17 protein-coding genes and 1 pseudogene are annotated in these 21,506 nt (G+C 43.2%); 16 read left to right on the top strand and 2 right to left on the bottom strand.

Translation table 11 applies throughout. The features are described 5' to 3' along the window. The first annotated feature begins 15 nt into the window (after nt 1–15). The 9 genes from ykgO to BQ2633_RS04605 all read left to right on the top strand — a co-directional run bounded on the left by ykgO (nt 16) and on the right by BQ2633_RS04605 (nt 6,827). Entirely contained in the window at nt 16–132 is a 117-nt protein-coding gene (gene ykgO, locus BQ2633_RS04645) for a type B 50S ribosomal protein L36 (protein ID WP_009752289.1), read from the top strand. 27 nt (nt 133–159) lie between these two features. After that, entirely contained in the window at nt 160–540 is a 381-nt protein-coding gene (gene rpsM / locus BQ2633_RS04640) for a 30S ribosomal protein S13 (protein ID WP_009752288.1), read from the top strand. Nucleotides 541–551: 11 nt separating this feature from the next. Continuing rightward, a complete protein-coding gene (rpsK, locus tag BQ2633_RS04635) occupies nt 552–941 on the top strand; it encodes a 30S ribosomal protein S11 (protein ID WP_075565410.1) in 390 nt (129 codons plus the stop codon). 236 nt (nt 942–1,177) lie between these two features. After that, nucleotides 1,178–1,771: a 30S ribosomal protein S4 gene (gene rpsD, locus BQ2633_RS04630; protein ID WP_075565408.1), complete on the top strand. Its 594-nt coding sequence runs from the start codon at nt 1,178–1,180 to the stop codon at nt 1,769–1,771. An 18-nt stretch (nt 1,772–1,789) separates the two neighbouring features. Continuing rightward, a complete protein-coding gene (locus BQ2633_RS04625; protein ID WP_009752285.1) occupies nt 1,790–2,782 on the top strand; it encodes a DNA-directed RNA polymerase subunit alpha in 993 nt (330 codons plus the stop codon). Nucleotides 2,783–2,836: 54 nt separating this feature from the next. After that, a complete protein-coding gene (rplQ, locus tag BQ2633_RS04620) occupies nt 2,837–3,334 on the top strand; it encodes a 50S ribosomal protein L17 (protein WP_075565406.1) in 498 nt (165 codons plus the stop codon). A 610-nt stretch (nt 3,335–3,944) separates the two neighbouring features. Further along, nucleotides 3,945–4,895, top strand: a complete 951-nt coding sequence (locus BQ2633_RS04615) for an ABC-three component system protein (RefSeq protein WP_075565405.1) — start codon at nt 3,945–3,947, stop codon at nt 4,893–4,895. A 1-nt stretch (nt 4,896) separates the two neighbouring features. Next, nucleotides 4,897–5,121, top strand: coding sequence for an ABC-three component system middle component 6 (locus tag BQ2633_RS11570; RefSeq protein WP_075565404.1), 225 nt, complete (start codon nt 4,897–4,899; stop codon nt 5,119–5,121). Further along, nucleotides 5,112–6,827 carry a DUF2326 domain-containing protein gene (locus BQ2633_RS04605; protein ID WP_075565402.1) on the top strand — a complete coding sequence of 572 codons (1,716 nt, stop codon included), beginning with the start codon at nt 5,112–5,114 and terminating at the stop codon, nt 6,825–6,827. The genes BQ2633_RS11570 and BQ2633_RS04605 overlap by 10 nt, the downstream gene beginning before the upstream one ends. Nucleotides 6,828–6,962: 135 nt before the next feature. Here the strand turns inward: BQ2633_RS04605 and BQ2633_RS04600 are convergent. Continuing rightward, a pseudogene (locus tag BQ2633_RS04600) lies at nt 6,963–7,243 on the bottom strand (tyrosine-type recombinase/integrase); the annotation flags it as partial. A gap of 116 nt (nt 7,244–7,359) precedes the next feature. Between BQ2633_RS04600 and BQ2633_RS04595 the strand changes: the two are divergent. Further along, the gene (locus BQ2633_RS04595; RefSeq protein WP_075565400.1) at nt 7,360–8,667 is read left to right on the top strand and encodes an IS5 family transposase; all 1,308 of its coding nucleotides are present in this window, start codon (nt 7,360–7,362) and stop codon (nt 8,665–8,667) included. Between the two features lie 366 nt (nt 8,668–9,033). Here the strand turns inward: BQ2633_RS04595 and BQ2633_RS04590 are convergent, their stop codons facing one another. Next, nucleotides 9,034–11,682, bottom strand: a complete 2,649-nt coding sequence (locus BQ2633_RS04590) for a porin family protein (protein ID WP_075565399.1) — start codon at nt 11,680–11,682, stop codon at nt 9,034–9,036. A 668-nt stretch (nt 11,683–12,350) separates the two neighbouring features. Here BQ2633_RS04590 and BQ2633_RS04585 point away from each other — a divergent pair. The 6 genes from BQ2633_RS04585 to BQ2633_RS04560 all read left to right on the top strand — a co-directional run bounded on the left by BQ2633_RS04585 (nt 12,351) and on the right by BQ2633_RS04560 (nt 21,393). After that, on the top strand, nt 12,351–13,919 hold the full coding sequence (locus BQ2633_RS04585; protein WP_075565398.1) for a hypothetical protein: 1,569 nt from the start codon (nt 12,351–12,353) through the stop codon (nt 13,917–13,919). A gap of 10 nt (nt 13,920–13,929) precedes the next feature. Further along, nucleotides 13,930–14,526 (top strand): hypothetical protein, encoded by a 597-nt coding sequence (locus tag BQ2633_RS04580; protein WP_141700134.1) that lies wholly within the window; start codon nt 13,930–13,932, stop codon nt 14,524–14,526. A 2-nt stretch (nt 14,527–14,528) separates the two neighbouring features. Beyond that, complete coding sequence (locus tag BQ2633_RS04575) at nt 14,529–14,933, top strand: hypothetical protein (RefSeq protein WP_075565396.1); 405 nt, start codon at nt 14,529–14,531, stop codon at nt 14,931–14,933. A gap of 545 nt (nt 14,934–15,478) precedes the next feature. Continuing rightward, the gene (locus BQ2633_RS04570; protein WP_075565395.1) at nt 15,479–15,943 is read left to right on the top strand and encodes a LexA family protein; all 465 of its coding nucleotides are present in this window, start codon (nt 15,479–15,481) and stop codon (nt 15,941–15,943) included. 127 nt (nt 15,944–16,070) lie between these two features. Further along, nucleotides 16,071–17,315, top strand: a complete 1,245-nt coding sequence (locus BQ2633_RS04565; RefSeq protein WP_075567206.1) for a Y-family DNA polymerase — start codon at nt 16,071–16,073, stop codon at nt 17,313–17,315. A gap of 217 nt (nt 17,316–17,532) precedes the next feature. Beyond that, the gene (locus BQ2633_RS04560) at nt 17,533–21,393 is read left to right on the top strand and encodes a beta-N-acetylhexosaminidase (RefSeq protein ID WP_083233949.1); all 3,861 of its coding nucleotides are present in this window, start codon (nt 17,533–17,535) and stop codon (nt 21,391–21,393) included. Nucleotides 21,394–21,506 lie beyond the last annotated feature (113 nt).

The raw sequence follows: 21,506 nt of genomic DNA, 5'->3' as shown, positions 1-21,506 counted from the left end.
AACATCATTCAAGATATGAAGACAAGAGCATCCTTGAAGAAGCGCACTGCTGACTGCAAGATTGTACGTCGCAAGGGCCGCCTCTATGTGATTAACAAGAAAAACCCTAAGTTCAAGACACGTCAGGGTTAATCCAACAGACAAAAATAAAATAAGTATATGGCAATAAGAATTGTTGGTGTTGATTTGCCTCAAAACAAGCGAGGCGAAATCGCTTTGACCTATATCTTCGGTATTGGTCGTAGTAGCTCGGCAAAAATCCTTGACAAGGCCGGGATCGACAGAGACATCAAAGTAAAAGATTGGACGGACGACCAAGCCGCCAAGATTCGTGAAATCATTGGTGCTGAGTTCAAGGTTGAGGGTGACCTCCGCTCTGAAGTACAGCTCAACATCAAGCGTCTCATGGACATCGGTTGCTACCGTGGTATTCGCCACCGTATTGGTCTTCCCCTCCGTGGCCAGAGCACGAAGAACAACGCTCGTACTCGCAAGGGTCGCAAGAAGACCGTTGCTAACAAGAAGAAGGCTACTAAATAATAAGTAAACTTATGGCAAAGAAAACTGTCTCTGCAAAGAAGCGTAACGTGAAGGTTGACGCGCAAGGTCAGCTCCACGTACACAGCTCTTTCAACAATATCATCGTTTCACTCGCTAACGGCGAAGGTCAAGTTATCTCTTGGTCAAGTGCTGGTAAGATGGGCTTCCGTGGTTCTAAGAAGAACACTCCTTACGCTGCCCAGATGGCTGCTCAAGACTGTGCAAAGGTAGCTTTCGACCTCGGTCTCCGCAAGGTTAAGGCATACGTTAAGGGTCCTGGTAACGGTCGTGAAAGCGCTATCCGCGCTTGCCACGGTGCTGGTATCGAAGTAACTGAAATCGTCGACGTTACTCCACTCCCACACAATGGCTGCCGTCCTCCCAAGCGCCGTCGCGTGTAATTAAAGACAACCTGAGCTTCTCTTCCGCAACATTGTAAACTGTGCACCCTCGAGTGACTGGATCATGCGGCTTAGTGCTTCGATAGTGGATTTTCAGTAGTATTCACATCGTTAGTACGAAAAAGGAAGAAAGCAAACTAGAACGATTTCATCCCACCGCATACTGGAGCATTCCAGTTGCAGTGGCTGAAGTCGCCCTAAGATAACGATAACAATTACAAAGTAAATCAACCAATATGGCAAGATATACAGGTCCTAAGGTTCGTCTTTCTCGCAAGTTCGGTGAAGACATCTTCGGCAACACTACCAAGCGTATGCAGGGTCGCAACCAAAACGTGCGTCGTCGCAAGACCTCTGAATACGGCATCATGCTCGCCGAGAAGCAAAAGGCTAAGTTCACCTATGGCGTTCTCGAAAAGCAATTCCGTAACCTCTTCGATAAGGCTGCAAAGGCTAGCGGTATCACCGGTGAACTTTTGCTTCAAGCTCTCGAATGTCGTCTTGACAATGTCGTATATCGTCTTGGTATCGCTGGCACTCGTGCTGCTGCTCGTCAGCTTGTAAATCACAAGCACATCACAGTAGATGGTCGTGTGGTAAACATCGCTTCTTACAGCGTTAAGCCTGGTCAAGTGGTTGCTGTTCGCGAAAAGTCTAAGTCACTCGAAGTGATTGCTGACTCTCTCGCTGGATTCAATCATTCCAAGTATCCTTGGGTGGAATGGGACGAAGCTACCAAGTCTGGTAAGCTCCTCCACAAGCCCGAGCGCGCTGACATTCCTGAGAATATCAAGGAACAGTTGATCGTCGAGCTCTACTCTAAGAACTAATTCATAATACGATTTTTCATGGCGATATTAGCATTCCAAAAACCCGACAAAGTGGTTATGCTCGAAAACGATTCCAAATACGGAAAATTTGAATTCCGTCCTTTGGAAACAGGTTTCGGTACCACCGTCGGCAATGCTCTACGTCGCATCCTCCTCTCCTCGTTGGAAGGTTTCGCCATCTGCGCTATCAAGATTGATGGAGTAGAACACGAATTTGCTTCTGTCCCTGGTGTGAAGGAAGACGTAACCAACATCATTCTCAAGTTGAAGCAAGTTCGCTTCAAACAGTTAGTAGAAGAATTCGAGACTGAGAAAGCAAGTATCACCATTTCGAACTCTACGGAGTTCAAAGCAGGTGACATTGGCAAACAATTGTCCGGTTTTGAGGTCCTCAATCCCGAGCTTGTAATTTGCCATTTGGATTCCAAAGCCACGATGACGATCGAAGTTACGATCAACAAGGGTCGCGGATATGTTCCCGCTGATGAAAATCGCGAGTTCTGCACCGATGTCAACGTAATTCCCATCGATTCTATTTACACTCCCATCCGCAACGTCAAGTACCTCATCGAGCCCTTCCGCGTTGAGCAGAAGACCGACTACGATAAGCTCGTGCTTGAAGTTACTACGGACGGTTCCATCCACCCAAAGGATGCACTGAAAGAGGCTGCAAAAATCCTCATCTATCACTTCATGCTCTTCTCTGATGAGAAGATCACCGTGGACGATGCTCCCGATGCTGATAATGAAGAGTTCGATGAAGAAGTATTGCACATGCGTCAGTTGCTCAAGACGAAGCTCGTCGACCTTAACCTCTCTGTCCGCGCTCTCAACTGCTTGAAGGCTGCAGACGTAGAAACCCTCGGCGAACTCGTTCAATACAACAAGAACGACCTCTTGAAGTTCCGCAACTTCGGTAGGAAATCGCTCACCGAGCTTGATGATTTGCTCGAGAGTCTGAATCTGTCGTTTGGAACCGACATTTCAAAATACAAATTGGACAAGGATTAATCCCGAGCATTCGGAATGATTAGTCAACTATCCCATTAAACAACAAGTACCCAAATGAGACACAATAAGAAATTCAATCATCTCAGTCGTACTGCTTCTCACCGCGCTGCTATGCTCTCTAACATGGCTGTGTCGTTGATCAAGCACAAAAGAATCACTACGACTGTCGCTAAGGCCAAGGCGTTGAAGAAGTACGTCGAGCCCCTTATCACTAAGTCTAAGCAAGACACCACCAACTCACGTCGTGTTGTCTTCTCTTACCTCAAAGATAAGTTCGCCGTAACTGAGCTCTTCAAAGAAGTCAGCGTCAAGGTTGGTGATCGTCCTGGTGGTTACACCCGCATCATCAAGACTGGTTTCCGTGCAGGAGACGCAGCGCCCATGTGCTTTATCGAATTGGTTGACTACAACGAGAACATGGCCAAGACTGAAAAGAAGGCTAAGCGTACTCGTCGTTCTAAGAAGGCCGCTGCTGAAGAAGCTCCCGTGGCTGCTGAAGCTCAGGTCGAAGCTCCTGTTGCTGAAACAGAGGCACCTGCAACTGCAGAGTAATTTTACACCACATACTTATGCCATCCTCACTCCTCACAAAGGAGTGGGGATTTTTGTAGTTTTATACACGATTGGGAGTTGTTTGTCTGTTCCTCGCTCTCCATCTTTGGTCTTGTCCAGGCATTGTCCGAAAAAGTGTGTAAGTTTCTCTATTCTCCCTCCCTTTTGTTAGGCTAGCCCAACAAAAGGGAGGGCATTTTTGCAATGAACAATTACGTCGATTATTTGATGTACCAGTCATCAAATTGACCCTTAAGCCAAAAGACTACGTTCGTGAAGGCATAAGGCGTTCAGCATAGCTTCAACTAAAGTGTTAAAACAACCTCTAGAGGCGAGAAATATGGAAACTAATTCCTATATTTGTAGCGTCGTAAGCTCTATTGTTCTTGTTTCTTTTAAGTTCACCACAAAAATAAGAACTTGCCGCTTGACTCTACGTACCGAGCAATTTCGCCATCGCTCGGTATCTTTTTGCTGATTACTTGGTATCTTTTAGCAATAAATCAAGTACATTGTGTTATTGGTTCAAGAAATCTCTCACGTAAGCGAATTCCTCCGACTCCAGAAGAGGGAATAAAGGAGAAAACGTATCTTAAAGAATAATATCCGCATGGAATATAAAAGACTTATTGGAATTATATCGTCAAGATTGGCGTACCTTTCAACAGAGGTTAAATTGAGTAGTGCGGTCAATCTTCTTGATACTAATGTCTTGTCTGAAGACGTATTCAAGACTATTTTGAACACCATTTATGGTTGGAATCTTCAAAATGCGAATATGGCTAAGCAAAACATCAAAGCCATTGATTTAGTCGACAACACTGCAAAAATCTTTGTACAAGTCTCGTCTGATAACAGCAAAGCCAAAGTTCAAAGTTCGTTGAACAAAATAGAACTCCCGAAATACAACGGCTATTTATTTAAGTTCGTCTGCATATCAAAGGGTGTTTCTCATCTGAAACAATCCTCCATTGATGTTCCGGCAGGAATACGTTTTGATGCTGACTCCGATTGTTATGACGACAAACGTCTCTTGAAAGATGCAAAGAACAAAGATATTGACAAAATTACTGAATTGGCTTTATACCTTGAAAGGTCCATATTACCAGCTTCCACCAAGGAACGCAGATCTTCGGTAATAACATACGTCATTAACTGTCTTTCTGAAGAAAGCCTGGATAAAGTTACCATTAATCCTAATACCAAGCCATTTAACCTAATACCGAAGATCGACTTAAATAAATTGATTAAGTGGAGGGATATTATCATTAAATATGCTGTTTATGGTGTATTGGTAGACAATATATATAGATTGTATGACAAACAAGGTGTGAACAAAAGTTTTGCGGTGCTTACATCGCTCCATGATCTCTATCTGAATCTTTCTATAGAAAGAGACGGGGATGATTTGTTTGATACACTCTTAGAGAAAGTTTACGCACTTATTGATGGAGACGGAACATGCAATGAATCGTTAACACGCGAAGAGTTGATAATGAACATAAAGATTGTGTTGGTCGACGCCTTTGTAAAGTGTAAGATTTTTAAAAAGCCAGATTGATATGCTTTTGCCTGATAATATAGCCCCAGAAGACAGCATCTACTATAATGGTGCAATTGTTTTGAAAGTTGTTCAGAGAGAAGGTCGTATCTCCTTGGTTAATTTGTTCTATGAGGTGAACAAACATGAGAGTCTTTCTTTCCAAATATTCATACTCTGTTTGGATTGGCTTTTTTTGATTAATTGTATTTCCATACAAAATGAGGAGGTAGTATTATGTTCTTAAAGTATTTACTCATAGAGAATTCCGATGGTTTGGTTCGTCGTATAGACTTTCATCAGGGACTGAACCTAATAGTTGACGAAACACTCACAGGAAATGAAGAAACTGGAAATAACGTCGGCAAGACAACTGTCTTGCGACTAATTGACTTCTGTTTCGGCATGGATGGAAGTAAAATTTATTCTGCAACTGAGGGAACGAAAGTCATTAACGAAGATGTGAAGGACTTTCTCTTCAGTACAGAAGTCGTGATAACCTTGTGTCTGACCGACAGTTTTTCAGTAGACGCCAAAAGTATTATTGTGAGACGCAATTTCCTTGCAGGGAAAAGAAACCTAATGGAGATTAACGGTAAGAAGGTTGACAAGAAAAGTTTTGAGACAGAATTACAGAAAACTCTTTGGAACATCGAAACTTCCAAGCCGTCATTCCGACAAATTATCTCCCACAATTTTAGATATGATGAAGAACGTCTTACGCAAACCTTGAGGACGTTGAATCGATACACTTCGGATGTAGAATATGAGACGTTACACTTGTATATGTTTGGCTGCAATTTTGATGATGGTGACCGTAGGCAGGAACTCAACAAGAAGTTGAGTACTGATTATAAATACAAGCGTCGTCTCGAAAAGGCTGCCAGCAAAAGCGCCTTGCGTTCCAAATTGGCTATTGTTGAGAGTGAAATTGCTGAACTGAATAAGAAGAAAGAAGAGTTACATCTCAATTCTGACTTTGAAAAAGATTTGGAGCAACTCAATGAAGTTAAAGGTCGTTTAAGCGAACTTGCAATCAAACAGAGTTCTCTCCAAATTAGATACACTTTAATTGAGGAAACCGTTGAGGACCTAAACAATCAGAAGTCGGATGTAGATACCAAACAACTTAAACTGATCTATCATCAGGCTTCTGCCATGATAGGAAAACTTCAGCACACTTTTGAGGAATTGGTATTATACCACAATGAGATGCTTAACCGTAAAGTTGCTTTCGTGTCAGCAGAATTGCCTCAGATAAGGGAATTTATTTCTATTTGCAACGACGAAATTGCTTCTTCACGTATCAAAGAGCGTGTATTGGCTGAGAGATTGCAACAATCTGTCTCCGTTGAAGCGCTAGATGAATTAGTTGGCAAGTTAAACCTTAAATATCAAGAAAAAGGTTCTCTGGAGCAGCGTATAGCACAGATTGAAGAGGTAGAAAAGACCATTACTCAGAGCGAAGAAATTCTTAAAGACATAGATAATGGTTTGTTCGCACAAAGTAAACAGGATTTGATACAGAAACAACTGGATAAATTCAATCAATATTATTCAGTTTTGTCCAAACGACTTTACGACGAGAGCTACGCAATAGAATATAAGTTGATAAAGAATAAAGAGGGTAAGTCTTGTTATAAGTTTTCGCCTTTTTCTACAGATAACTTCAGTACAGGAAAGAAACAAGGTGAGATTACCTGCTTTGATATGGCATATATCATGTTTGCAGATGAGGAACAGATTCCATGTTTACATTTCATCTTAAATGACAGAAAGGAACTTGTGCATGATAACCAGCTTCTGCAGATTGGAATTTTAGCCAACGAACATGTTGATATTCAGTATGTTGCTTCAATTCTGAGAGATAAACTACCAGCGGAACTCAATAAAGAGCAAAATATAGTATTGAAATTGTCTCAGCGAAGCAAGCTTTTTAGAATTGAGGAATAGTATCTCGAAAATATATTTCAAACATATATGAACGAAATTTATATGATCGTATATTCATAATGTGGCGAAAACACTAATGGCGTATATCAAGTGAAATTATAGTGATTTTATACATTGAGTCTGTATATTTTATTATTACATTAACCTCTCCATATCCTTTGCGATCTTTTGGTCTGTTATTTGAGCGTAAATTTGTGTGCTGGCAATGGATGAATGCCCCATCATCTTGGCAATGCTCTCCATAGGGATACCTGCCTCCAAGGTCAGCGTGCCGAAACTGTGGCGAGCCATGTGGTAGGGTAGGTCAGTGGAGTGCGAATAACACAAGCCAAGCCTACGGCTTTAAGGTGGGTAAGCAGCTTCCCTTTGCTCATCGTATCGGGAAATATCTTGTAATCTCCTTTGCTCTTCTCCTTTATATCGTCGCCCCTTAACAAGATGTTTATCATCTGTCATTCAGCAATATAATGGTCTAAATCCTTTGCTAAATCTGCAAGTTTTGTTATCTTTACGGTAAGAAACTTGCAGATTTATGATTACAAAGCCACATAGTACTCCATCATTCTTCAGCAATCTATCCGATATGCTGAACCAATCGCACCCACTCTACAAACTAGCCGATAAAATCGATTGGGCAAAATTTGATACCGCCTTCTCACCTCTGTATTGTCAGCATAATGGTCGCCCTGCTAAACCCATTCGTCTGATGTGTGGCTTGTTAATTCTCAAACACCTTCGTAATCTCTCCGATGAATCCGTTGTGGAACAATGGAGTGAAAATGCTTATTACCAATACTTTTGTGGTATGCAAGAGTTCATACCTAATGCACCTTGTGCTTCTTCTGAATTGGTACATTTTCGCAATCGTATTGGAGAAAAGGGGGTAGAGCTTATCTTCCAAGAAAGTATTCGTGTCAATAACGAAGATAATGATGGGCATCATCATGAGACAGCTTTTATTGATTCTACTGTTCAAGAGAAGAATATCACCTACCCTACAGATGCTAAGTTGCATAAAAAGATTATCCGTAAGATTCTCAATATCGTCCACCAATTAGAGCTACCCCTTCGCCAAAGCTATACTTTTGTCCTCAAGCGCATTTATCGAGACCAGCGTTTCCGCAATTATCCCAAGAATCGCCAAAAGGCTGTTAGAGCAGATCGGAAATTGCGAACCATAGCAGGTAGATTAGTCCGAGAGCTCAAGCGCAATCTAGGAGAGTCTTCTGTTTACACTGAGCTGATTGAAAGATTTGAGGCGATTCTAGTCCAAAGGCGCCATAGTGGGAAAAAGATTTATTCTATTCACGAGCCAGAGGTGCAATGCATCAGCAAGGGTAAAGAACATAAGAAATACGAATTTGGTAACAAGGTATCCATCATCCGTTCGGCTACGGGTGTTGTTCTTGGCGCACAATCTTTTCGTAATGAATATGATGGACATACGATAGAAGCCTCGTTGGCACAGGTTGAACGCCTGACACAGAGAAAGATTAAAATACTGGCAGGCGATAGGGGCTATCGGGGTATGAAAGAGGTTAATGGCACTCTGATTGAAATACCAGATGTTCCCAAACCCTCAGATAGCAGATATCAGAAGCGAAAGAAACACAAACTATTCTGCAAGCGAGCAGGCATAGAACCAACCATCGGACACTTGAAATCAGATCATCGTTTAGGACGCAACTTTTACAAGGGAGTGGTAGGGGATGCTGTGAACCTACTATTGGCAGCTGCTGCTTATAACTTCAAAAGAGCCATGAGAGCTCTTTTGACCCTGCTCAAAATAATAAGCGAGAGGCAGGAAAGGAATGACTTTTCACTTATCAAAGCTTTTTAAGGGACGACTAGATACTAACGCTTGGAATTGTATGCCTTTTCCATGCAATCTTGTTGCTATATATAGTCATTTATGGTATCGTCTGAAACTATTGTTGTCAGTAATTGTTTCTTGATATGATAAAACAAGGCTGAAACCCTCTAGCAGGATTTCAGCCTCTTTTGTTACTTTGCTTGTTGTCATAACTCGCTAGTACCATGTGCTAAATATAGATTATCCAGACAGCCACAACAAGAAACAAGAATTCTTTTGTAGTGTCTTTTTTTGTGTATTCTATTATATTGAGTAAGACGAATAGCAAGATTGGACTTGTATAATCGATAAACCAGTGAAAAGGGATTTGATAACTTGCGTTGATTTACTTCTCTAGTCCTTCTTAGTGTCGAATCTATACCTAAATGATAGCATGGCATAGCGACCTAGCGTTTGCTGGTAAGTTTGAGTCAAGGCTGTTGCGCTATACTCTTGCAGAAAACCGTTGTTTTGGTTGAATACATCATGTAAAGCCAGTGCAATTGAGAAATTATCCTTCTTCAAGAAGCTACGTTCCACTTCACCGTCTAACATAATCCAGTTTTCTCTTTTTCTAGAAACGTAGCCTGCGTAATTGTGATATTTGATGCTTGTATTTAGATGGAGACGCAAGGGTAGTGTCCAGTCTAACTTTCCTTTCAATTGGTGTTGCCATTGCCCTGTCTGGTTAGCTGAAGCATACGTTCCCTTATTGCTTTCTAGTGTCAGCTGATAGGTGAGCGAGCAGTCGAAGGATGCAAGTCTCAACCGTGGTGTTATATTCAGTGAATGACTAGAGAGAAGGTTGTCATTGACTTGCTGACCATTGACTCCTTGTTCGTTTGTGCCCAAGAATGTTTTGGTGCGTAACAAAGACGTTTCGGCAAGAAGTTCCAGCCACCAATGCTGCGCTAGATCTATTGGAGAGCTAAATCCGATATTCATCTTTCCGTTCCAATTACCCGAAACATTGACTGGTTGTATCGTCACGACGCCAGTCTTGCGGTTGTAAGTGGTAAAGTTCGCAACATGATTTTGTTGTCGAGAATAGAGGAAGTGTGCAGATAGAGTACGAGTTAGCTTCCCTTTCTCTCCATCTTGCACGAAATTACGCCAATACCAAGCTAGTAGCGTGTTTTTACGACCCATAGTAAGGTTCTCGTTACCCATAACGATATATTGTGGGTCTGTCTTATCTGGATAACTAACGAAAGAGTGAATGCTAGGAATGTTGGGGGTGCTAAGAAATCTCGCCAACAATGACCCTAAGGAGGTAGAACGTATTCTAAATTGAGTCTCAATAGCCCAGTATCTATACTCTTGTTTCAAAGATAGATCAGGAAGATTCCGTTTGTGGTAGTCTAGTTGTTGACGCTTAAGGTTTAGTGTGGGAGTGAATTCAAAGTTAAAAATACTCTTGGCTATACCAAGCTTAGGTTCAATTGTATGCTGACAATCCTTTTCATTCCAAGAACGTGTGCTTTCGTCATCTATTGCTCGAGAAAGAGGAGAGTCTTGCCTCATTTTGAGTTTCGCAAGAAATCCGTCTCTGCCATACTCAATGTTGCTTTGATTATATCGATAGTCTAAAGATAGAGAGAAACGTGAGAAGCCTTTCACCGTAAAGAAGTGAATAATACGGGCATGGATGTCTTGTGTGTTCTTGTTAGTTTCCGTATCTAATTTGCGATCAAACCCATACGATTTGTGTGCTTCTTGATTGAAGTATTTGTAGTACGCATTTTGTTGTTTTTCTTGAGCGTCACTGTTCAAGTTGAGTCGGTGTTTAACTGTTAAGTAGGTGCCCGACTTGAGAAAATCATAGTTGAAGGAGAGTTGATGTTGATAGGCTGAGTTGTTCTGATTAAAGTCGTTTTTTCTTTGTTGAAAATCAATAGCTGTTGGCTCTTGCCCATTAGAATTTTGTAAAATCATAAGAGCATTAGCTATGTTTCCATCCTCAACTATTGGTGCTTCATTCCAGTTCGCTTTGACGACATTGTGATTATCCCTACTACGATTCAACTCTAATGAAGCAACGTAACTTGCCGAGAGGGAGTTGGAAATGTTCCAATCCATCTTCAGGTTGTTCGAGAAGCGGTTTAGATTTGTGGTACTTATGGTTTTACCTGCAGAGAAAAGACTACCGTCAGAGAGGTATAGTTCCGTACGGTAAAGTTCTTCTTTGTCATAGATCTCTTTGTTGTAATCCAAGTCGCCAGTGATTTGGAAATATCCCTTTTCTTTAGAGGTTTTCTTAGTTTTCCACAAAAACGTTGCCCCTGGAGTGTAAAAATGATTATCTCCAGCTGGTGCTATACTAGCTCGTTCCTGTCCATCACCAGAATACCACATTTGTTCATTGACATTGTTGGCATTGCCAAAAAGCGACACACGAAACTGGTCTGTGAAGGTGTTACCAAAGCCTTTTCCCGAGAAGCGTTTGTCTGTTCCCACACCAACAGTTAGCTGCCCCGTCCATACCCCCATATATTTACGACGCACACTGACATCTGCTACGAGTTCTTGCTGTCCGTCATCAATACCAGTCTTCTCACTGAAGTCACTCTTCCGTTCATACACTTTGATATTCTTCATCATATAAGATGGAAGTGCCTGCAAGGCTAATAAAGGATTTTTTGTGGAAAAATCAAGTCCATTGATGAGTACGCGTTTAACTTCTTGCCCGTTGTGGTAAAGTGAACCATTGCGAAAGCTGATGCCTGGTAGTTTTTCAAAGGCTTCTCTCAGAAGTGCCCCATTTTTCAAGGTCAAAGCATCAAGGTCATAAATAGTGGTGTCCTTCTTTGTGACCAACAAGAAACGAGTACCTATCACTTTCGCCTCTTTCAGTTGATGTTCTTTCTCACCTTTGGTGTTTACCGAGTCAGTAGCGAATATTGGTCTGTTGGGACATGAGGGTATAGCATATCCAACACCAAAGTGGGCGAAGAGAATAAAAATGAATCCAACTATTTTTAGAACGACCAGCGAGTAACGCATGCAAGATGTTATTTGTCTCATGGGGTAGATAGAAAAAGGAGGTATGTTAGCTTTCTGTAATGCTCAAAAAACAGGAGCGAGTTTAAGTTCTTCTTGTCCATTGTCTTTACAGTGGATACAAAGATAAGAAAAGAATTTTATTTGTTGGTATACTTCGTGATTTTCGGGGGGAGGTAATGTATTTTAATTTGGGTATATGTTTATTGTGTGTTTATGGAAGTAAGGGAGATATATTGCTTTGGCTTTCGCCGTGGAAGTAGGGGATTGTCCGAAAAAGTGTACAGGTTTCTCTGCCCCCTCCCTTTTGTTAGTACGCTAGCCTAACAAAAGGGAGGCATTTTTGCGGTGAAAAATTACGTTGATTGTTTGATGTACCAGTCGTCAAATTGACCCTTAACCCAAAAGACTACGTTCGTGAAAAGTGTTAAAACAACCTCTAGAGACGATAAATATGGTAATTAATTCCTATATTTGTGGCATCGTAAGTTCTATTGTTCTTGTTTCTTTTAAGTTCACCACAAAAATAAGAATTTAGGTGCTTATACCAAATATAGGACACTATCAGTTTTCCAGGATTTCGTGAATGCAAAGGTGTTCTAGGTAGCTGTAAACAAATTAATTGCATCGAGCATATCAGTAACAAAGATAACTTTTTCATCAAAATAATTATGAACAACAAGAGAAAGAGTAAATATGACTATTCTGAGGGGCAAAAAGAATTGAACCGTGCATTTAAAATGCAAGATATTGAACTTAAGAAACTTGAAGAGTGTTCTCAACAATTGAGTTCCTCTATCACTGAAAATGAAAAGCAAATTGCAAAGATGGGATTAGACGTTGAAGAACTCAAAAGTCGATCAGAACAATTGAGATCTCAAGCTTTGACAATGGCAAAAGACCTAGGTATCAATCTCCCCGAACATTTGACTCGTCCGGTTGATTTAAAAGTTGAAAAAGCTGATATTGATAACAGTCCATATTTGACAGATGAAAAAATATCTTTTAATGATATTCCATCTTGGGATGAAATTATGGAGAAAACCGATGAAATTGTCCCAGAAGAAGTGGTGTTAGAGGATTTGCTCTCAGCAAAGGAATTTCAGTATTGTATCGAAGATATTGAAAGAATAAACAATGAGTTTTTGAAGAAAACAAAGCTGAGCAAAGTTGATATTGCCTTTCTTATGGTTGCTACTGCATTGCAAACTGCAAGGTGGATTATTATCCAACAAATTTTAGGTGACCTGGGAGAAACAATAAACGAGGATAATCGTATACATAATAAGCAAGGTGATAAACAGAAAAAGAAAGACATTCATGATTGGAATGAAAAGCACAAGGGAAGAGAGAATGTAAAGAGCCAAAATGATTATCCTACATGGAAAGACATCTTATTCGGTCAATATAAAAGAATCGATGGGAAAGGAACATCAGCTGGAGTTTGTCCTTATGACGCACAATCTAATGCACCCGCAGGTTTTGATGATGGTGGCAAGGGAAACCATAGAGTACATACATTAGGACATGATCCAATACTTGGATGGATTTTTGGAACTGCCAATTTGATGACATGCACCATATCTCTATCTAAGAAATTTAATTTTGCCACATATGATGTAGAATATCCTGGTGGCAGGTTTAGTGACGTGCCAACATCAATGACTAAAATGTTCCATGATGTTTTTCAGAGTACAAAAGAAGATAAGTTTAGACTTGCAGCCGCATTATTTGCACAATATGCTCATTTAAAGTCGGATGTTTTTACCAAAAGAGGATTACCCGCACCACTCTTAGAAGCCTTCTCTGAAGAGTTGACAGGAAAATTATATGCGGAACAATATGATTCTTTATGTTTACTCGATGACCTGAAAATTGTAGGGTCACAAGCAGCATTTTCCATTATCATAAACATGATAATTGGATTTATCCATGGTTTTTTCTACAACAAAGAAAAAGATGGAAGACGTGAACACTACGAAGTGCGAACCCGTAAAATATTATTATATTCAAATGCTATATCTTCAAGTATAAATCTAGCATACGTTGGTATCAATGCTTGTACAGGAAATGAAGGAGAGGCATTAAAGAAACTAGATCTTGGAGGTCTGTTGGTTACGCTCTGGAGACTATTCTCTGATGTTCGATTCATTACAAGGATAAAGGAACAGTATTTAAATGAAGAATTGGATAAAGTAACTAAATGTGCCATTGCAGAATTGGATGCCATGTTTGAATAAATATAAGGGTATGAAACAAGAAATAAAACAATTAGAGTGCCTTTCACATATAGCTTCAGCTATTATTGAAAATCCAAGTCTTTCACTAAGTGATTTTGGCATTGAAAAAGAGAACTCTACAGAAAGGCTTAAATACACCGAATTTAAGCCATGGAATGCTGTGGGTATTGCTCATCCGGGTTTGTATGAGGAAATTGCAAACTTATCGAATAAATATGTGATAACCACATCGAGTAACTTATCTGCTATCGGACTAGTTGCTGGGGCAACTGTTGCAGTTGCCCCAGCAAGTGGTGCGTCAGCGACAGGAATTGGTATAGCCGTTGCACCTTTTATCTTACTCTGGGGCTATAAAAAATATAAGGCTAAAAAACTAGAGCAAGAGCAGAAAGAACGCATGTATAGGGAAATTATTGCCAAACAACAGGCTGCCATAAACCGTCAAAAACAAATAAATCGTGAATTGGTATTAAAACTTCGCTCTCAAAATTCTACAATGGAACAATATAAAAAGGAGATAGAAGAACTCGCAAAACAAATCAGCCATCTAGTTGAGGTGATTGAAGTTTTAAGTGAACAAATAAATCAATTTAGACAAGTAGGATAATTATGGTAGAAGTTAGCATCTCACAGATTGTAAGTGCATCTAGCACTATTGTAAATGATCCAAACAAATCTATATTTAAAGAACTTGGTATTTCTAAGGTCGATATAGGTTTGGTGTTTATTAGTCCTCAGGTATTTATTGCTAAAAAAGCCTATGATTGGGTTAAGGATAAAATCAATGGCAATAAGAAGAAAGAACGCATGTATAGGGAAATCATTGCCCAACTACAAGCAGTCATCAAGAAACAGCAAGAAGTTCAGAGAGAATTAGAGAGAAGACTTAGAGCCTCAAATGCTTCTAATGAAAGGAATCAAGAGGAAATACGAAGACTTCGTCAACAACTCGATAATTTGGAGGACGTTTTGAATTTGTTATGTTACGCAAAGCTCAGCAAGCTTAATTATTAAAATAACTTTTTGGCGCACCATCCGTTGTGGGTGATGCGCCAATTCGTTGAGAGGTTAAGTGTACGTAGTCAACAAAAGTGCAATAACGAGATATAACCTTATAATTAAACTCCTTATTACCATTATAGACAAGCTCTGAAGCCTTCTTCCAAGCACTAAATCCATCGCACCAAGTATTGAAGTAAACAGCCACTTGTATTTGAAACTATTGGTATTGTCCAATAGTAGATAAATGAAGGAGCACTAAATGGATGTGTCCCTATAATTATATGAGAGGATATGAGGCGAAATCTCCCACGTTTTTCGAGAAATGTCCGAGAAAATTTAGAAAATCTCCGACGTTTTTTTGCGCTTTCTCCTAGCGAAGATTTCGAGGAAGGGATGTTTAGCAAAAAGGATGAGTATTATCTCGTGGGAAAGCCTTATTTTTGCAGTTCGCGAGGTGGCGCAAATGGGGATTTTGGCTCTGTTTTGACCAGAAAATCCTGAGTGTCAGCCCTCGTTGTTCCGCATATTCTCCCAAAACGATTCAGCTATTTTTCATCATGTCCCAACTCATCATTCAAGGCGTAGAATTTGACGAAAGCACCGCCCTCCCATTTGCCGAGAGCGGACCACAGGCAGGGTTTCCCTCGCCAGTGCCTTCGCAGTATCAAGAGAAAATCGACTTGAATCGTGAGCTGGTATCTCATCCAGAAAGCACTTTTTATGCTAAGGTGGTGGGTGATTCGATGATCGATGCCAACATCTATGCCGGAGATATTCTCGTGGTGGATCGCTCCATCGATTTTCAAAATGGGGATATAGCGGTTTGCATCGTGGATGACGAATTTACGGTGAAGCACATCTTTGTGGAGGCAGATCATGTGCGGCTGGTGCCTGCCAATAGCCAATATCCAGAGATACGCATCGAGTCGGATCAGCAATTTAGTGTGTGGGGTGTGGTGACTTACGTCATCCATGCTGTGCGCAGAGAGACGATGCCGAAGGCGCAAAAGAACAAGAAATAGCGCGTCGCTTCGTCACTTCGTGGAGGCTTGCGTCGCTCTCGTTGCGCTACGCACAATTCACCTCCAAAACCTCGAGGGAGGTGGTTTCCTCTTCAGTTTGTTTCTCCCTTATACCCGAAAAGTTGGCATGATAGCTGTCATCGATTGCAATAATTTCTTCGTGTCGTGCGAGCGCGTCTTTCGTCCGTGTTTGCTCGACAAGCCCGTTGTGGTGCTTTCCAACAACGATGGGTGTGTGATTGCGCGCAGCAACGAAGCCAAAGCTCTCGGCATTGGCATGGGAGAACCCTATTTCAAGGTGAAGCATCATTGTCAGCGGAGTGGACTGATGGTGTGCTCTGCCAATCACACACTCTATTGCGACATGTCGCAGCGCGTGATGCAAATCATCGGGCAATATGCCACGCGGATGGAGCAGTATAGTGTCGATGAAGCCTTTGTCGATTTCAGTGGCATCCCCGATGTTCACAGCGTGGCACGGCAGTTGGTGCAGCGCATCAAGCAGTGCACGGGCATTCCGGTGAGCATCGGCATGGCACCCAACAAGACTTTGGCAAAAATCGCGAGCAGATTTGCCAAAAAATATCCAGGTTATCAGAGTTGTTGCTTCATCGATAGCGACGAGAAGCGTGTGAAAGCCTTGCAACTCACGGCGATAGAAGATGTGTGGGGTGTGGGACGGAAGACGTTTGTAAAATTAGCAGCTGGGGGAGTGAAGACAGCCTACGACTTCGCACAATGGGGAGTGACGCGCGTGCGCAATAGTTTTCACAAACTGGGCGAACAAATGTGGCGCGAACTCAATGGAGAGCACGTTTTAGACCTTGAAACACCAGCCGCGCGACAGAGTTTGCAGCACACCCGTACCTTCAAACACCCTATCACCGATGCAGAAACCCTGCACAGCCTCTTGGTGGATTTTGCGGTGCAGGTGGGCAGGAAGTTGCGCAAAGACCGCTCTGCAGCCTTGCAACTCAATGTCTTTGTGGCTACCGATCGCTTCTCCACGATCCAGCCCTATGTTTTTCGCAGCACGTTTCATCGTTTTGAAGTTGCCACCAATGAAGCTCGTGAATTGGCAGCCGCTGTGGGGCAGTGTCTTGTGTCGTTGCATCTTGACGGATTGCCCGTGAAGCGTGCAGGGGTGGGGGCAACACTCATCGAGCATGATGGGGTGCAAGGTGCGCTTTTTGATACGGTAGATCGTGAAAAGCAGCAGCGACTGCAAGCGGCTGTGGACAATCTGCATGCCGTCATAGGAGAGCACTCCCTCCGTTTGGCTTCGCAGACTGACCCTTCTTCGGTGGTATCGTCAGAGCATCGTTCGCCTCACTACACCACGCGCTTGAGCGATGTGATCGAAGTGAAATGAGCCGTGGTGATGACAGCCAATTCAGAAAGACGTAATGAGATAAAATGGACTGGTGCTTTTGCACGATTAATCTTGCAAAAGCATATAAGATATATTTTAGAATACTTTTCTCCCTTCTGTTTGTATATATAAGCAGAAGGGCGTTGTTTTTAGGAGTGGAAAGCGCATATATGACAAAAAATCACTATCTTTGTCATCTGAATTTACAGAAATCTACATGAAATCTACCTTATTATCCACTTTATTGGCTTGTGCTTTGTTTGGGACTTCTCAAGCACAAGCTCAGCAGTTTGTCAATTTGACTCCTGTTCCCATGCAGATGCATGTGGACAAGGGAGTGTATCGTCTGCCTGCGCAGTTCACCATTGGTGGTGCGCAACTTCCCGATAGCATCAAGGCAGAAGCCCAAAAGTTTGTCGCTGATTTTAATAAATCAGCCACTGGTGCTACGGCTTTTTTCAACAAGAAGGCTGAAGGTGCGGCGCTCGAGTTGGTACACAACCAGACACTCTACAAAACTCTCGGACAAGAGGGCTACAAACTTTCGGTGACTGCTAATGGCATCCGCTTGGAAAGTGCCACTACCAGCGGTTTCTTCTATGGTTTGACCAGTTTGAAGAAGATGTTGCCAGCCTGCATTGCTGCTGGAGTGAAGGATGAAAAGGTGGTCACTTATGAATTGCCTTTGGTGCAAATCACCGACAAACCCCGATTCCCTTACCGCGGTTTTATGCTCGACGTGGCGCGCCACTTCTTCAGTGTGCAAGAGGTGAAGAAGATGCTCGATGTGATGGCGATTTACAAGCTCAATAAGTTCCATTTTCACTTGACCGAAGACCAAGGTTGGCGTTGGGAGGTGAAGAAATATCCCAAGCTCACGAAGGTGGGTGCGGTGGCTTCCAACACCTATGTGACGTCAATGGAGCATGGAGCTTACTGGACGAACCAACAATACGGTCCCTATTTCTATACTCGTGAGGATTTGAAAGAAATCGTGGCGTATGCGGCATCTAAGCACATTGAGGTCATTCCCGAAATCGATATGCCTGGTCACTTCTCCGCAGCGATGGCGGCTTATCCCGAGTTTTCGTGCAATCCCGATGGAGTGCACCGCGTGGAGACTTGGGGTGGGGTGTTCACCGATGTGTTGAACGTGGCAAATCCTAAGGCAGTGCGCTTCGTGAAAGACATTCTCGATGAGTTAATGGCGATTTTCCCCTCGAAAAATGTGCACATCGGGGGTGACGAATGCCCCACCACGGCTTGGGAACACAATGCAGAGTGTCAAGCGATGTACAAGAAATTAAATCTTACGAGCTACCGCCAACTGCAAACGCACTTTATCGCAGAAATTACGGACTATCTCAAGAGCAAGGGTCGCAAGATTTCGGTGTGGAACGAGACCGTGACAGAAAAGGGTGCGGATCTTGATCTGATGAAGAAGACCGGCGCAACGGTGTATTGCTGGGTGCCTGCTCGCAAGGGCGCAGAGATAGCTAATAGTTTGGGACTTCCTAGCATCTATACGGTTTATGGACCTTATTATATCAACCGCGCGCCTCGCAAGGAGGGTTGGATGAAGACACTCCCCGGCAATGGTAGCGATCATCTCAAAGCTACTTATGAGGAACAACCCACAGACTTTTCACACTCCATCGGTGTGCAGGGCACATTCTGGACAGAACACGTGGCGACTCCCGATGTGATGGAATTCCTCGCCTTACCTCGTTTGATTGCCGTGGGTGAAGCCGGTTGGTCACCTCAATCGAAGAAGAATTTCAATTCGTTTGTGCAGCGCATGCGCGCCGACACCACGATGTTGAACTATGGTGGGTACAGCTACGACCGTGCTTATCTCAATGAGGATAAGGCTTCTACGATGATCTATCCCACGGTGAGCACTGCTGAAAAAGAAGTGTATTATCGCATCGTGACTCGCAGTAATGACAAAGAACGCAGCGGTCGTTGCATCGAACTCTTGAGCAATACCTCTCCGATTGTGGCTACCGAAAAGAACAATGGTGCACAAGCTTTGCGCCTTTGGACGGCTCCTCAAGCCAAAGAAGGGGAAGCGGCTTATGATTATCAACAATGGAAGTTGGAGGTAGACCCCCAAAATCCCGAACGCTTTGCACTGGTTTCTAAGGCTTATCCCGAAGGTAGCGTAGCAGCTAGTCCCACCGCCGTTGCGGTGAATGGTCGCTGGAGCTACGACACTAAGGCGAAGCACTATGACTTCATCCTCGGTGACAAGGGCTATGGTGTAGCAGATGGTTATCGTTACTACACCATTCGTTCGGCAAAACACGACGGACAGTGGTGGAACGCTTCGATGTCGCGTCAAGGATTGGCAGTGAATGTCTACACCAATCCCACAGATGGAAATGGTGGTTTGTGGAGCTTTGTAGGCGGCACACCTGTTGGGGAAGAAGTTCCCACAGTGGACGCTCCTGCCGCGCTTCCCAAAAACGGACAAGTTTATGTGGTGCGCAACACGGTGGCTGGACACACTGGTGCGATGCTCGCTGATGATGGTCAACAACAAGGACTTATCCACAGCAACACTGGACAAAACTCCAATAACGGTTGGGAAGTGGTGAATGCTTCTGCCTTTGACACCAAGGGAGGAACGATGACCGTGCAACTGCGTAACGTGACAACTCAGCGTTTTGTGGGACAACCTGAAACGCAAAAGGTGGAACGCTTCGGATTCCCCGTCACGATGTCGAAGACTCCTGCGAAGATTACCCTCACTTATGCACCCAAAACGAAGGATTTCACCCTCGCTTCGGGTGGTAAATTCCTCTTCCCCGTGTCGGCTTCTGCTCCTCAATTACAAGGTCGCGTGTCTTCGGGTAGCGGTGTAGGCGGTGAGAATGCCGTGCGTCCGCAAGGTACGGGATGGGAATTTGTTCCTGCTCGTGCGGTGACTTATCGTTGTGTCACGACTGATGGCAAGGAATTGCAAACCATTACGGAATATCTACCCACCGATGCCACGCAAGTGACGGTGCCTCAGTTCAAGGGGTACAAGGTGAAAGGGGAAGTTCCCCAACTCCAACAAGGCAACGAAGCGCAAACCTTCACGATTGTCTACAAAAAGTCGAAGCACCTGGTTTTTCTAGACGCCATCAATGACGACGGCACGTTGTTGGCACAAGATACTATCGCCGTACCCGTGGGGGAGAGCGTGGTGATTCGCGCCCCCAAAATCGACTTTTTTAGTCTGAAAGAATTCCCTGAAGAGGGAATCCAACTAACCCCTACAGACGATGTGCATCGCACGATAGTCTACACTACTTCAGCGTTGCTCGGTGTGAAAGCTGTGGCAACTCCGCTGAAGGAGTTGAAAGACGGACAGCAGGTGCTCATCTACGACCTTTCTAGCAAGGACCCTAATCGTGCTGGTTTCCGCAATGTCTCCGCTACTTCTGGCAGAGTGTTGCAAGGCGGTCTCAACAATGGGGAAGCCTCTCCGCAGTTTGTGTGGACTGTACAGAAGAAAGGCAGTCATTGGCAATTTTTCCACCCCGCAACTGAGTTGTTTATGCCCATGCTCAAAGAGAGCCAAGAAGTGATTGTCGCCAAAGAAGCGGGACAATTCAGTGCTTCTCGCAATGCTGACGGCACGTGGAAGGTGCAAGGCACGAACGGACAATACTGGGATGGGGTAGTTGGGGGAATGACTGGTTGGCACACCTATGGTCATCCTTATCAATTCTACACTTTTGTGGCTGCTCCTTACTTCCGTGTCACGGTGCGCTATGTGGATACTGAAGGAAAATCGGTTCTTCCCTCCGAGCAAAGCATCGTACCTGCTGGAAGCAAGGTGACGGTTGTGGCTCCCGAACTCAAAAGTTTCAAGTGGAAAGAAAACACCACAACGCTGAGCGATCTTCACCGCATAGATGCACATGGTGAAATCACCGTGGTATATGAGAAAGCCACTGGCATCAGCAGTGTGACAGAGGTGAAATCCTCTCTTCACTCCTCCACCTACGATCTTCAAGGTCGCCGTGTGGAAGCCGCGCGCCATGGTCTGTTCATCGTCAATGGTAAGAAATTGCTGAAACCCTAAGCGAAAGTGATTCCACGATAGCATTGTTCGATGGGAACTTTCTCAATCGTTCATAGTAAGACTAAGCGTTCGTTCAGGGCTTGCATAGTTCGGTGATTACGTTCTTCAATCGT

Origin of the sequence: Ihuprevotella massiliensis, from assembly GCA_900095835.1 — a bacterium.
GTDB classification, from domain to species: domain Bacteria; phylum Bacteroidota; class Bacteroidia; order Bacteroidales; family Bacteroidaceae; genus Alloprevotella; species Alloprevotella massiliensis.
The sequence above is the reverse complement of the archived record's forward strand: the minus strand, read 5'-3'. Positions and strand labels throughout refer to the sequence as shown.